The sequence below is a fragment of the Goodfellowiella coeruleoviolacea genome, assembly GCF_024171785.1.
In the GTDB taxonomy this organism is placed as follows: domain Bacteria; phylum Actinomycetota; class Actinomycetes; order Mycobacteriales; family Pseudonocardiaceae; genus Goodfellowiella; species Goodfellowiella coeruleoviolacea.
The window spans coordinates 61358-74808 of sequence record NZ_JAMTCK010000016.1; the positions used below are offsets into that span (position 1 = coordinate 61358).

A 13451-nucleotide genomic window follows, 5' to 3' on the forward strand; every position below is an offset into this window, starting at 1 on the left:
CCAGGCCAGGGCGGCCCAGTCCAGGACGGCTCAGGCCAGGACGGCGCGCGCCGCGGTCCTGGCACCGGCCGGGTCCGCGGCGGCGAGCGCGGCCTGGGCGGCCTGGACGCACTGGTCCCGGGTGACCGAGGCGAGTTTGGCGCCCACACCGGTCAACGCGGCGGTGTTCATCGACAGGCTGGACACGCCGAGACCGACCAGCACGGCGGCCAGCACCGGGTCGGCGGCGGCCTCACCGCACACGCCGGCCGGTTTGCCCGCCGCCCCGGCCGCCTCGCCGACCAGGGCGACCAGCCGCAGCAGCGCGGGCTGCCAGGGGTCGTTGAGCGCCGCCACCGCACCCACCTGGCGGTCGGCCGCGAACACGTACTGCGCCAGGTCGTTGGTGCCCAGGCTGACGAAGTCCACCTCGGCGAAGATCTCGTGCGCGGTCAACGCGGCGGCCGGGATCTCGATCATCACCCCGGCCCGCTCGATGCCGGCGGTCCGCGCCCGCCCCACGAACCAGGCCGCCTCCTCGGCGGTGGCCACCATCGGCGCCATCACCGACACCTGCGCGCCGGTCTGCTCGGCCGCCCCGGCGATCGCGCTCAACTGCCGGTCAAGCACGTCCACCCGGTCCATGGCCACCCGCAGCCCGCGCACGCCCAGCGCCGGGTTGGGTTCCGGCTCCTGGTTGAGGAAGCCCAGCGGCTTGTCCGCGCCCGCGTCCAGGGTGCGGACCACGACCGGCTTGCCGGAGAACGGCGCGAGCACCGCGGCGTAGGCGGCCTGCTGCGCGGCCACGTCGGGTTCCTCGGTCGCCGACAGGTAGCAGAACTCGGTGCGGAACAGGCCGACGCCCTCCGCGCCCGCGGCGCTGGCGGCGGTGGCGTCCTCGGCGGCGCCCACGTTGGCCAGCACCTTGACCCGGTGCCCGTCGCGGGTGCTGCCGACGCCGTTCCACTCCTGGCTGGCACGGGTCTCGGCGGCGCGCACCTCGACGTCGGCGCCGGCGGTCTCGACCACGCCGGTGTCCCCGTCCACCACCAGGCCGGCCGGGTCGGTCGCGAGCACGCCCCGGCACGCCACCACCGCGGGAATGCCCAGGGACCGGGCCAGGATCGCGGTGTGGCTGGTCGGGCCGCCCTCCTCGGTGACCAGGGCGAGCACCTTGGCCGGGTCCAGCCCGGCGGTGTCGGCCGGGGCCAGGTCCCTGGCCAGCAGCACGCTCGGCCGGGTCAGCTCGGGCACCCCGGGGGGTTCGGCGCCGAGCAGCGCGGCCACCACGCGGTCGCGGACGTCGAGCACGTCCCTGGCCCGCTCGGCCAGGTACCCGCCGGCCGCGCGCAGTGCGTCGGCGAAGCCGAGCGCGGCCTGGTGCACGGCGCGCGCCGCGGGCAGCGAGCTGTTGACGACCAGCTGTTCGGCCTGGCCGATCAGGGCGGGGTCGGCGGCCATGGCGGCGGTGGTCTCCAGCACCGCACTGGCCTCACCGGACACGGCCTTGGCACGGTCCAGCAGCTCAGCGGCCACGGCTTCGGCCGCGGGGCGGATGCGCGCCGCTTCGGCCGCCGGGTCGGCCGGCGCCGGGGTGGCCGCTGGTTCGGGCAGTGGCTCGGCGACTCGAACCACGGGGCCGGCGGCGTGGCCGGGGCTCACGCCGACGCCGGTGAGACGCGTGCTCAACATGGTCTAGACCATACCTCTCCTGCGGGCGCCTACCCCCATGGTAGGTACCTCGGCGCGGGAGTCCACGCGGCACAGGACCGAGCCGCTGGCGAATCCGGGAAACCACCGGGGGAATACCGGTAAATTCGAGGACACCCCCAGCGCGCGAACCCGGCGCGAGCGGTCCAGACAGAACGGGTAGCCCGTGGCCAGAGGAGTTCTCGTGGACAGTGCTGTGGTCGCCGCCCAGGCCACCCACCTCATCTGCGGCTACCTGCACGACGTGAGCGGCGGCCTGGTCCGCCACCAGCCGGGCAGTGCGATCGACCAGCTGTGCGCCCTGGTGGCCGGCCGGCTGGCGCGGACCCACCTGGGCGCGCACGTGTTCGCGGAACTGGAACGCCAGCCCACCGAGCCCGGCCGGCAGGAGTTGGCGGTCCGGGCGTTGACCGACGCGGCCGGCCAGGACCCGGTGTTCGCGTCCGTGCTGTCGGCCGCCGTGCAGACCGCTGCCGCGGCGCATCCCGCGGCGCACTGGGTGGGCAGTGGCAGCCGGCTCGCCGACCAGCAGCCGGCGACACCCGTCCAGCAGCCGGCGGTACCCGTCCAGCCGGCGGTGTTCCCGCCCGCGGTGAGCCCGCTGGCGCCGGTGCCGCTCACGCCCGTCGGCGCGACCGGTGCCCCCGACTCCGGCGGCTACCCCGTCGGCGTCCACGCCGGGTACCCGCGGCCGGGCACGCTGAGCCAGCTGCCGGTGGGCTCCGGTTCCCCCGCGCCGACCCGGCGCGGCAACGCGCTCGCCCTCGGCATCCTCGGCGCGGTCGCGGTCATCGCGGTCGGCACCGTGGTGATCAGCCAGGCCAGCGGGAACGACCAGGCCACCAGCAGACCGGGCGCGGCCGGCGCGCTGGCCACGGCCAAGGACTTCCTGCACGCCAACCTCAACGACGACGCGCCCCGGCTGTGCGAGCTGCTCAGCGCGGACGCGCTCGCCGAGATCGAACAGCAGGGCGACTGCGTGGAGGTGCTGACCGACATGTCCGTGCGGCTGCCCCCGGACATCCTGGACGAGGCCGCCAGGGAGATCGACCGGCTGACCGAGGACCAGGTGGAGATGCGCGGCGAGGACTCGGCCGCGGTGCCCTACCGGTCCACCGAGTTGAGCCTGGTCCGCGAGGCGGACGGCTGGCGGGTGTCGGGCGGCCTGGGCTTCTGACCTGACCGGTGCTGGCCGCCCGCGCCCGGTCCGCGTTCTGGCCAGGGGACCCGGTCCCTGGCCAGACACCGCGGTTTCCCACCGGGGTGCGCCCGCGCGGGCGGCTAGAACGGCACGCCGCAGCGCAGCAGCACGTTGGCGTACGGCGTGGCCTCGCCGGTGCGCACCACCAGCTTCGCCCCGGCCACCAGGCGTTTGAACTCCTCGTGCGACACCCGGCGGGCACCGGGCACTCGTTCGTCGAACAGCGCGGCGCAGGCCGGGTTGGCCGTGTCCACCTCGGTGGCCACGGTCGCCGCCTCCACCACGATCTCCCCCAGCAGTCCGTCCAGCACCTGCGCCAGGCTGGGCACGCCGAACGAGAACGCCAGGTCGATCACGTCAGGGCCGGGCGGAACCGGTAACCCGCAGTCGGCGACCACCACGCCGTCGGTGTGCCCGAGCCGGGCCAGCGCACCGGACAGGCCGGAGTGCAGGATGCCGCGCGCCTTCACCCGTCCACCTCCTCGGCGGTGGGGTAGGACGGCTGCGCGCCACTGCGGGTCACCGAGATGGCCGCGACCCTGGCCGCGTACTCGGCGGCCGGAACCAGGTCGTCGCCCTCGCCCAGTCGGGTGGCCAGCGCGCCGGCGAACGCGTCACCGGCCCCGGTGGTGTCCACCGCGTGGACGGTGGGCGCGGCGATCTGGTGCACGCCCTGTGGCGTGGCCACCACCGCGCCCCGGGCGCCGAGGGTGACCACGACCGAGCGCGGGCCCAGCGCCAGCAGCCGCCGGGCCAGGTCGGCGCCATCCACCTCGGCGCCATCCACCTCAGCGCCGTCCTCAGCGCCGTTGACCTCAGCGGTCGGCTCACCCAGCAGCCAGGCCGCCTCGTGCTCGTTGACCACCAGCGGATCCAGCTGGGCCAGGGTCTCCGACGACAGCTGGGCCACCGGGGACAGGTTGAGCAGCGGCCGGACCCCGGCCCGCGCCGCCACCGCCACCGCGTGCTCCACAGTGGACAGTGGCGTCTCCAGGGAGCACACCAGCACCGCGGCCGAGCGCAGCGCGGCCGAGGACGCGTCCACGTCGGCCGGGCTGACATCGGAGTTGGCGCCCGGCGCGACCACGATGGAGTTCTCCCCGTCCGGGGTCACCGTGATGTAGGCGATCCCGGTCGGGCGGGCCGAGGTGCGCAGCAGATCCGTGCGCACCCCGGCCGATTCCAGCGACGTCCGCAGCACCGAGCCGTAGCCGTCCTCACCGACCGCGCCGAGCAGGGCGACGCGCGCCCCCAGCTTGCCGGCGGCGACCGCGGTGTTGGCGCCCTTGCCGCCGGGCATCACCACGGTGTCGCCACCGAGCACGGTCTCCCCGCCAGCCGGTCTGCGCTCCACCGCGACCACGAGGTCCGCGTTGGCCGAACCGAGCACGAGGACGGTCAGCTCACTGCCTGTTGTCACTTGAACTCCGCGACGTTCTCCTTGGTCACGACCTTCACTTCCACGTCGATGACCTGCTGGACCTGTTCGCCCTTGGCGGCCTTGACGGCCTGTTCCACGGCCTTCTTGCCCATCTCCTTGGGCTGCTGGGCGATGGTGGCGGCCATCTTCCCCTGCTCGACCGCGGTCAGGCCCTCCGGGGTGGCGTCGAAGCCGACCACCATGACGTCCTTGCCGGCCCGGTCGCCGAGCGCCTGGATCGCGCCGAGCGCCATCTCGTCGTTCTCGGCGAACACGCCCTTCAGGTCGGGGTGGGCCTGCAGCAGGTTGGTCATCACGTCCAGGCCCCTGGCCCGGTTGAAGTCGGCCGACTGCTTGTCGATGACGTTGATGTTGCCGGCGATGTTCAGCCCCTGGGCGAAGCCCTCACCGCGGTCCTTGCTGGCCGACGCGCCGACCGTGCCCTGCAGCTGCACCACGCCGCCGCTGGTGACCTTGCCCAGCTGCACCGCGGCCAGGCTGCCGCCGTCCACGTTGTCCGAGGCGACCTCCGAGGCCACCTTGGCGTTGTTGATCACGCGGTCCACGCTGACCACCGGGATGCTGGCGGTCTCCGCGGCCTTGGCCGCGGGCGTGGCCTGGTCGGAGTCGACCGGGTTGATGATGATGGCGTTGACGTTCTGGGTGGTGAACGTCTGCACCTGGTTGACCTGGTTGGTGGCGTCGTCCCTGGCGTCCTGCACGTTCAGCGTGACGCCCATGGCCTTGGCCTGCTCCTCGGCGCCCTCCTTGAGCTGCACGAAGAACGGGTTGTCCAGAGTGGACAGGGCAAGGCCGATGGTGAGGCCGCCACTGCTGCTGCCGCCGCCGTCACCCGAGCCGGCCGAGCCGCACGCCGCGGCCAGGGCCAGGGTTGTCGCGGACAGCGCGGCGAACGCGGCTCTGCGGTTGAGCTTCATCTCGCGGGGTTTCCTTCCTCAGGGATGGGGTGTGGGGATGGGGATGGAGGAAAGGTTCTTCAGCGACCGCGTCGCCGAAGCGTGTCCAGCAGGACGGCCAGCGCGATCACCACGCCGATCACCACCTGCTGCCAGAACGGGGACACCCCGAGCAGGTTCAGGCCGTTGCGCAGCACGGCCAGCACCAGCGCGCCGATCAGGGTGCCCGAGGCCCGGCCGACACCGCCGGACAGCGACGCCCCGCCGATCACCACCGCGGCGATGGCGTCCAGCTCGTAGCCGTTGGCCGCCTGCGGCCCGGCCGAGGACAGCCGGCCGGCCAGCAGCATGCCGGCGACCGCGGCGAACAACCCGGACAGCGCGTAGATCGCCAGCTGCTGCCCGCGCACGTTGATCCCGGACAGCCGGGCCGCCTCCTCGTTGCCGCCGATCGCGTACATGGCGCGACCGGTGTAGGTGCGGTTGAGCACCACCGAGGCGATGACGAAGAACAGCAGCATCACCAGCAGCGGCACCGGCAGGTACGGGCCGAGGTTGGCGCCGAGCGCGCTGATCACGTCCGGGGTGGCCACCGGCGAGCCCTGCGAGACGACCAGGGTGAGTCCGCGCGCGATGCTGAGCATGGCCAGCGTCGCGATGAACGCCGGCAGCCTGCCGAAGCTCACCAGCAGCCCGTTGACCAGGCCGGCGGCCGCGCCGGTGGCCAGGCCGAGCAGGAGCGCCACCACACCGGGCAGCCCGGCCGTGGTGGCCAGCCACGCCCCGACCATGCCGGACAGCGCGGCCACGCTGCCCACCGACAGGTCGATGCCGCCGGCCACGATCACGAACGTCACGCCGAAGGCCAACACCGCGACCACCGCGGCCTGCACACCGACGTTGAGCAGGTTGCGGGTGGACAGGAAACTCGGCGAGAGGATGGACAGGGCGACGGCCAGGACCACCAGCCCGGCGAGCGCGCCGTTGTTGGACAGGAACCGGCCCAGGGCGAACCCGGGGCCCCGGCTGGTCCGGGTCGAAGTCGCGGGGGAGGTCATGGCTGAATCTCCATTGGTGCTCTCACGGGGTGTCCGGTCGGGCGTGCGGCGCCACCACCGGACGGCACGCGGATGTGATCGGGCGGGTGATCGGTCGGCCAGCGCCCCTGGTGGGGCTGCCCGGCTCAGTCACCCGCCGCCTGTTGCTGGGGTTGCTCTCGCTCGGCTGCCTGCTGCTGGGGTTCCTGCACGGCAAGGGCCATCACCTGGTCCTGGGTCAGCCCCTCGGTGGACAGCTCACCGGCCACCCGGCCGTGCGCCATCACCACCACCCGGTCGCTCATCCCGATCACCTCGGGCAGGTCACTGGACACCAGCAGCACACCCCGGCCGCTGGCGGTCATCCGGTTGACCAGCTCGTAGATCTCGACCTTGGCGCCGACGTCGACCCCGCGGGTGGGCTCGTCGAGCACCAGCACCTTGGGGTCGGCCAGCAGCCACTTGCCGATGACCAGCTTCTGCTGGTTGCCGCCGGACAGCTCGCGCACGGTCTGGTTGAGCCCGGAGGTCTTCACCCGCAGCGCGGCGGCCATCTCCTCGGCCCGCCGCCGCTGCCCGGCCCGGTCCACGAACCCGGCCCTGGTGGCCGCGCGCATGGTCACCAGCCCGAGGTTCTCCCCCACGCTGGAGGACAGCACCAGCCCCTGCCCCTTGCGGTCCTCCGGCACCAGGCCCAGGCCGGCGCGCATGGCGGCCCGCACGTCCCCACCCGGCAGGCGCTCGCCGGCCACGGTGACCGTGCCCGAGTCGTAGTGGTCCACGCCGAACGCGGCCCGCACCACCTCGGTGCGCCCCGCCCCGACCAGCCCGGCGATCCCCACCACCTCGCCGGCCCGCACCCGCAGGGACACGTCGCTGAACACGCCCTTGCGGGTCAGCCCGTCAATGCTGAGCAGCACCTCGCCCGGCTCCCCCGCCCTGCGCGGGTACTGGTCCTCGATGGCGCGGCCGACCATCAGCTCGATCATGGCCTCGACGCTGGAGCCGGCCGGCAGCACACCCACGCTGCGGCCGTCCCGCAGCACGGTGATCCGGTCGGCGATGCGGCGGATCTCCTCCAGGTGGTGGGTGATGAACACCAGGCCGACGCCCTGGTCGCGCAGCTCACCCATGATCGTCAGCAGCCGCTCGGTCTCGGTGTCGGTGAGCACCGCGGTCGGCTCGTCCAGCACCAGCACCCTGGCGTTCAGGTCCAGTGCCCTGGCGATCTCCACCATCTGCTGCTGGGCGATGCCCAACTGCTTGACCGGGGTGGCCGGGTCCACGCGCAGGCCCACCCGCTCCAGCAGGGCCACCGAGTCCCGGCGCACCCTGGCCTTGTCCACCAGCCCGAACCGGCGCGGCTGCCGGCCAAGGAACAGGTTCTCGGCCACGGTCAGCTCGGGCACCAGGGTGAGTTCCTGGTAGATCACGGCGATGCCGAGCGCGCGGGCGTGCTGCGGCGAGGTGATGCGCACCGGCTTGCCGTCGACGTGCACCGTGCCCCGGTCCGGGTTGTGCACCCCGGCGAGCACCTTGACCAGCGTGGACTTGCCCGCGCCGTTCTCCCCGAGCAGCACGTGCACCTCGCCGGCGCGCACCTGGAAGTCCACGCCGTCCAGGGCCAGCGCCCCGGTGAACCGCTTGGTGATGCCCTCGACGCGCAGCAGTTCCCCGGCCGCCTGGCCGGCACCCGCGTCTCCACCTGGCCCGCGCCGCTGCTCGGCTGGCAGTTCGGTCATGGCCGTGGCACTCCTTCTCCACACGACCCTCGGGCGATCAGCCGAGCGGTCAGCCGGACGTCGGTTGGCTGCTCGCCGCTGATCAGCGCGAGCAGGCTGCGCACCGCGGCGCTGCCCATCTCCACGGTGGGCTGGGCGATCACGGTGATGGGCTGGTCGAGCAGGGGGAACCAGAGCTGGTCGTCGTACACGGCCAGGCCCACGTCACCGGGCACCGACAGGTTGGCGCGGCGCAGTTCCTCCAGCGCGCCGAGGCCCATCAGGTTGTCCATGGCGACCAGCACCGTGGGCGGCTCGGGCAGGGCCAGCAGGGCCGCGGCCGCGGCCGCACCACTGGCCCGCCGGAAGTCCCCGTGCCGGACGTGGTCGTCGGCCAGCGGCTGGCCGAGCGCGGCGAGCGCGGCCGCGAAGGCGTGCAGCCGCTCCCGACCGGTGCTGGTGTCCTCGGGCCCGGCGATCACGCCGATCCGCCGGTGGCCCACCGCCACCAGCCGGCCGGCGAGTTCGCGCAGCGCGTCCGAGCCGTCCGCGCGCACCACCGGCACGGTGGCGCCGGTGACCGTGCGGTCCAGCAGCACCAGTGGGACGCCGCGCTGGGCGACCTCGGCCACCCAGCTGCCGTCGTCGGTGGCCGGGCAGACCAGCAGGCCGTCCACCTGGCGGTCCAGCAGCGTGCGCACGTAGGTGGCCTGCTGCTCGTCGTTCTCGTCGGCGTTGCCGAAGACCACGCAGTAGCCGTGGGCCCTGGCCTCGTCCTCCACCGCGCGCGCGATCTCGGCGAAGAACGGGTTGAGCAGGTCGCTGACCACGAGGCCGAGCGTCTTGGTGCGGTGCATCCGCAGCGACCTGGCCAGCGCGTTGGGGCGGTAGCCGAGTTCGTCCACGGCGGCGAGCACCCGGTCCCGGGTCTCCGGCGTGGGAGCGGTGTGCCCGTTGAGCACCCGCGAGACCGTCGCCGTGGAGACACCGGCGCGCAGCGCAACGTCCTTCATCGTCGCCATGCGCGGCCCCTCCTTGGACAACCCTGACAACCTGCGGCTCTGTGAACGATTAAACAGCTTGGTGGCGGCTAGTTAATCGAATACACAGGGGGAGAAGTCAAGTAGCTCCGCACACAGTGCGACCGGATGAACACCACAGTGCGGTAGCATTGCCACCGTTGGGTGAGGAGTGTTAGATGCGCGCGCTCGCGCCCAGGTGCGCCCGCGAAGCGACTGACCCGCTCCAACGAGGGTGTTCGGGGTCACGACCGCGGTTGCCAGCGTCACCCAAGGTTGACGGTCCGTACGCACGATTGGTGCTTAATCGACAAATTCGGGTGGATAAGTCGGCAAATCTATTCGAAACCAGGATGGATACGCCAGGCTTGTGGAAAGCCACGGACGCGGTAGCGCGTGCGTGGCCAAGCGCGGGGATTGACTTCGGTGCCCCTGGCCCCGCCAGGACACCGGCACAACCTGGGCGGATTCGACCGGAAACGCGCAACCGAGTCGAATCAGCCTTGGACCCGGCGTCGGTCGCGTAGCCCCCCGAGCGATCGGCGCCGGGGGCTTTACCATCCCGTGATCGCCCCTTCCAGCACCACAACCCGGGTTTTCGCCACCACTTCCGCCCACCGGTCCGCACCGGGGCGGCGGTTCCTCGTCCGCGACGGGTGGGGGTGTGGCGCGGCGAGCCGGGCGGGGCCGCCGGTGCCGGTCCCGCGACCAGCCCGCCCCGTGTTCAGGCCCGTGTCAGCAGTCCGGCCACCCGCAGCCGGTTGATCAGCTCGTCAACGTCGGCGACGGCCTGGTCCCTGGGCACCGCGCACCAGTGGCTGAGCTGGTTGGCGACCTCTTCGGTGGAGTGACCGGCGAGCATGGTCCGCAGCAGGACCGCCCCGGTGCGGTTGAGCTGCCAGGAGCGGCCACTGCGCTGGTCCACCAGCACCATGGCCTCCTCCGTGTCCACAGTAGACACTTCAGGGTGCAGCCGCAGGATCACGCGGCTTCTCCTTCCTGGTGACGCCGAGTGGGGAAAGCGCTGTCCAGGTTGTCTGGCCGGGGCATCCCGCCCCACGCGCAAGGGGAATCGAAACCAGTTACGACGGCCAGCGGAACCTCTCGCCACAATGAGCCCACGATCAGGCGATGCACTTCACCCACTAGACGGCACAACGCCAGACGGCACAACGCCAGACGGCACAACGCCAGACGGCACAACACCGCCGCCCATTCCCGACCGGTCCGCCACGCCGCGCACCACCCACGCCACCGCCACCTCCTGCTCGTCCGGCCGCCGCCGACGTACCCGGGTCTGCCTGCGAACATGGCCCCGCCGCCCGTTGACGGCCCGGAAACTGTCAGGGGTCACCAGTAACGTGAGAAACCGGGGGTCCCCCCTGGCAGGGGACTCCTGCTGACGGCTGCCGACTGCTGCCCGAAGCCGAGAGGAAACCCGGAGCCAAGAAGAACCCCGGAGCCAGGAGAAACCCGGCAACCGAGACCGGCAGCCGAGAGATGACCGGCAGCGCGTGGTCTGCGCAGGAGCGCGGTGGGAATCAACCACCACCGCCGGGAGTTGTGCCAGGGGACAGCGGGCGCACGGGGGTGCGCGCGAAGGGGGAGGGGCGCGGCGGTTCCCCGTGGACCACCGCGCCCCTCACGCTGTTCAGCCTCGTGTTCGCCGCGCCGGCCCAGCGGGCGTGCCGTACGTGCTCATCTTGCGGGGACGGCTCACCGTCTTTGGCCCGATCAGGAATTCCTCCTGGTCGAGACCGGGAACTCGGCACGGCCACCGCGTCGCACAACGAGCCGGGTCTGGCGTGCCACCCGGTAACACCCGGGCGAATTGTCGACCCCGGTGGTGAATGCCCTGGCGCCCACCGCCGAGTTATCCACAGGCGGCCGTCGCACACCGCAAAACTGTCAGGGGTCGCCGGTAACGTGATTGATCAGGGGATCCCCCTGGCAGGGGACTCCTGGTCGCGTTCGTCCCGGGGATCGAGCACCGAATTCCGGGACGGCGCAACCGGGCGGCACGGGTGTCCGGAACGACCAGGAACCCGCGCCGGGGAACGGGCGCACGGGGGTGCGCACGAAGGGGGAGGGGCGCGGCGGTTCCCCGTGAACCACCGCGCCCCTCACGCTGTTCAGTGACCGGACCGCACGTCACCCGTGGGCATCAGACCCGTTCCAGTTCGCGGGCGTCCGCCTCGTCGGGCTCGCCCTCGTGCATGCCGACCCGCTGCTGCAACCGGCGCAGCGGTCCCGGCGCCCACCAGGACGCGTTGCCGAGCAGCCGCAACACCGCCGGCACCAGCAGCATCCGCACCACGGTGGCGTCCAGGGCGAGCGCCAGGATCATGCCGACGCCGACGAAGCGCATGATCGCGACCTGGGAGAAGGCGAACGCGCCGGTGACCACGATGAGCAGGATCGCGGCCGCGGTGATCACCCGTCCGGTCTTGGCCAGCCCGGTGGCCACCGCCGCCGGCGTGGACTCGCCCCGGTTGCGCGCCTCGACCATGCGGGACAGCAGGAACACCTCGTAGTCGGTGGACAGCCCGAACACCACGGCCGCCATCAGCACGACCACGCCCGCCTCCAGTGGCGCTGGCGTCACGTTGAGCAGGGACGCGCCGTGACCGTCCTGGAAGACCCACACCAGCACGCCGAAGGTCGCGGACAGGCTGAGCGCGCTCATCACCACGGCCTTGACCGGCAGCAGCACCGACCCGAACGCGAGGAACATCAGCACCAGGGTGGCCCCGACCAGCAGCACGGCCATCCAGGGCAGCCGGTTCGCGATCTCGTCGAGGCTGTCGTTGACCTGCGCGGTGATCCCGCCGACCAGGACCTCGGTGCCACTGGGCGGGGTCAGCTCGCGCACCTGTCGCATGGCCTGGTCGGCCTCGTCGGACAGGGCGTCGACGGACAGGCCGGCGGACAGCGTGACCACATCGCCGCCAGCGCCGCTGACCTGCACCTGGTTGATGCCCGGCACCGTGCCGACCTGGGCGGCGAACTGCTGGACCGCGGCCTGGTCCGGGGCGGCCCCGTGCTCGCCGTGCACCACCACGTTGAGCCCGTTGCCGGACAGGGCCGGGAACTCGGCGTTGATCACCTCGATGGCCTGGCGGGCCGGGTTGCCCTCGGGCAGCACCTTCTGGTCGACCTCGCCGAACCGCACGTTGAGGAACGGCGAGCCGAGCGCCACCAGGACCACCACGATGGGCAGGGCGAACAGCACCGGGCGGCGCATCACCCGCTCGCCGAGCCGGCGCCAGCCAGCGCCCTCCTCGACCGGCCCGGCGGTGCTGGCGGCGGCGCGGCGGCGCCAGGGCAGGGACAGCTTGTCCACCCGCGGCCCGAGGATGGCCAGCATCGCGGGCAGCAGGGTCAGCGAGATGATCGCGGCCAGGGCGACCGCGGACATGCCGCCGTAGCTGAGCGACTTGAGGAAGCCCTGGGGGAACAGCAGCAGGCCGGCCAGGGCGACCACCAGCAGGGTGGCGGAGAAGGCGACGGTGCGGCCAGCGGTGGAAACGGTCCTGCGCACGGCCTCGGCGGTGCTGCGGCCGTTGGCCAGCTCCTCGCGGAACCGGCCAACGGTGAACAGCCCGTAGTCGATGGCCAGGCCGAGGCCGAGCAGGCTGGCCACGTTGACCGCGAACGAGTTCACGTCGGTGCCCAGGGAGATGGCGTGCAGCACACCGAGTGAGGCGAGGATGGTCAACCCGCCGACCAGCACCGGCAGCAGGGCGGCGACCAGGCTGCCGAACAGGATCACCAGCAGGATCAGCACCACGGGCATGGACACGGCCTCGGCCCGGGTCAGATCCGAGGCGGTCAGGTCGCTGATCTCGGTCTGGGTGGGCACCAGTCCGCCGATCTGCGCGCGCACGCCTTCGACGTTCAACTGGTCCCTGATCTGCTCGTACTGCTTGATCTGGGTGTTGGAATCGGTGGCGGTCAGCGTGATGACGGCGAGTCCGCGCTGCTTGGCCTGGTCGGCGAACTGCAGCTGGCGGGTGTCCCAGTAGGACAACACGGTCTTGACGCTGTCGCTGGGCAGTCCGTGCAGGGCCGTGGTGATCTTCTCGGCGATCGCCTGGTCGTCGACGGTGGTGCCGTCCGGCGTGGTGTAGACGACGACCACGTCACCGCCCTGCCGACCCAGGGCCTGCTCGACAACGGTCTTGGCGCGCGCGGCCTCGCTGTCGGGAGCTTCGTATCCGCCCTGGCTCAGCTTGTCGAACACGCCAAGACCCCACGCGCCGCCGAGCACGGCCAGGACAACGACGGCGATCAACACCACCCATCTGCGTCGATGCGCCAGGGCGCCCCAGGACGCGAACACGGTCATGCCCTCCTGATCTGGCTGGTAAACACTTACGCCGGAGAGTTACTGTTCAGTGAACGGTGTCAACATTAGTAAACACCGTTTACCCAGCTGATGGTGACG

The 13451-nt window shown here is 72.3% G+C and carries 10 protein-coding genes; 1 reads left to right on the forward strand and 9 read right to left on the reverse strand.

The window, feature by feature from the left end; all coding sequences use genetic code 11:
* Positions 1-30: 30 nt before the first annotated feature.
* The gene (gene ptsP, locus LX83_RS29440; protein ID WP_253777228.1) at positions 31-1671 is read right to left on the reverse strand and encodes a phosphoenolpyruvate--protein phosphotransferase; all 1641 of its coding nucleotides are present in this window, start codon (positions 1669-1671) and stop codon (positions 31-33) included.
* 202 nt (positions 1672-1873) lie between these two features.
* On the opposite strand from ptsP, the gene LX83_RS29445 reads away from it, so the two are divergent.
* The gene (locus LX83_RS29445) at positions 1874-2866 is read left to right on the forward strand and encodes a hypothetical protein (protein ID WP_253777230.1); all 993 of its coding nucleotides are present in this window, start codon (positions 1874-1876) and stop codon (positions 2864-2866) included.
* Positions 2867-2970: 104 nt separating this feature from the next.
* Here LX83_RS29445 and rbsD read toward each other — a convergent pair whose 3' ends face one another.
* The 8 genes from rbsD to LX83_RS29485 all read right to left on the reverse strand — a co-directional run bounded on the left by rbsD (position 2971) and on the right by LX83_RS29485 (position 13352).
* Entirely contained in the window at positions 2971-3360 is a 390-nt protein-coding gene (gene rbsD / locus LX83_RS29450; RefSeq protein WP_253777232.1) for a D-ribose pyranase, read from the reverse strand.
* Positions 3357-4310, reverse strand: coding sequence for a ribokinase (locus LX83_RS29455; protein WP_253777234.1), 954 nt, complete (start codon positions 4308-4310; stop codon positions 3357-3359). The genes rbsD and LX83_RS29455 overlap by 4 nt, the downstream gene beginning before the upstream one ends.
* Positions 4307-5248, reverse strand: a complete 942-nt coding sequence (locus LX83_RS29460) for a substrate-binding domain-containing protein (RefSeq protein WP_253777236.1) — start codon at positions 5246-5248, stop codon at positions 4307-4309. Before LX83_RS29460 ends, LX83_RS29455 begins: the two co-directional genes overlap by 4 nt.
* Before the next feature lie 59 nt (positions 5249-5307).
* Positions 5308-6285 (reverse strand): ABC transporter permease, encoded by a 978-nt coding sequence (locus LX83_RS29465; RefSeq protein ID WP_253777238.1) that lies wholly within the window; start codon positions 6283-6285, stop codon positions 5308-5310.
* Between the two features lie 125 nt (positions 6286-6410).
* Positions 6411-8006: a sugar ABC transporter ATP-binding protein gene (locus LX83_RS29470; protein ID WP_253777240.1), complete on the reverse strand. Its 1596-nt coding sequence runs from the start codon at positions 8004-8006 to the stop codon at positions 6411-6413.
* Positions 8003-9007 carry a LacI family DNA-binding transcriptional regulator gene (locus LX83_RS29475; protein WP_253777242.1) on the reverse strand — a complete coding sequence of 335 codons (1005 nt, stop codon included), beginning with the start codon at positions 9005-9007 and terminating at the stop codon, positions 8003-8005. Before LX83_RS29475 ends, LX83_RS29470 begins: the two co-directional genes overlap by 4 nt.
* Before the next feature lie 721 nt (positions 9008-9728).
* Complete coding sequence (locus tag LX83_RS29480) at positions 9729-9989, reverse strand: lasso peptide biosynthesis PqqD family chaperone (protein ID WP_253777244.1); 261 nt, start codon at positions 9987-9989, stop codon at positions 9729-9731.
* Positions 9990-11168: 1179 nt separating this feature from the next.
* Positions 11169-13352 (reverse strand): MMPL family transporter, encoded by a 2184-nt coding sequence (locus LX83_RS29485; RefSeq protein WP_253777246.1) that lies wholly within the window; start codon positions 13350-13352, stop codon positions 11169-11171.
* Positions 13353-13451: the final 99 nt, after the last annotated feature.

Bases quoted from the DNA above. Each gene is read 5' to 3' on its own strand.
- ptsP (WP_253777228.1), bottom strand. From the start codon at position 1,671: ATGTTGAGCACGCGTCTCACCGGCGTCGGCGTGAGCCCCGGCCACGCC.
- LX83_RS29460 (WP_253777236.1), bottom strand. From the start codon at position 5,248: ATGAAGCTCAACCGCAGAGCCGCGTTCGCCGCGCTGTCCGCGACAACC.
- LX83_RS29465 (WP_253777238.1), bottom strand. From the start codon at position 6,285: ATGACCTCCCCCGCGACTTCGACCCGGACCAGCCGGGGCCCCGGGTTC.
- LX83_RS29470 (WP_253777240.1), bottom strand. From the start codon at position 8,006: ATGACCGAACTGCCAGCCGAGCAGCGGCGCGGGCCAGGTGGAGACGCG.
- LX83_RS29475 (WP_253777242.1), bottom strand. From the start codon at position 9,007: ATGGCGACGATGAAGGACGTTGCGCTGCGCGCCGGTGTCTCCACGGCG.
- LX83_RS29485 (WP_253777246.1), bottom strand. From the start codon at position 13,352: ATGACCGTGTTCGCGTCCTGGGGCGCCCTGGCGCATCGACGCAGATGG.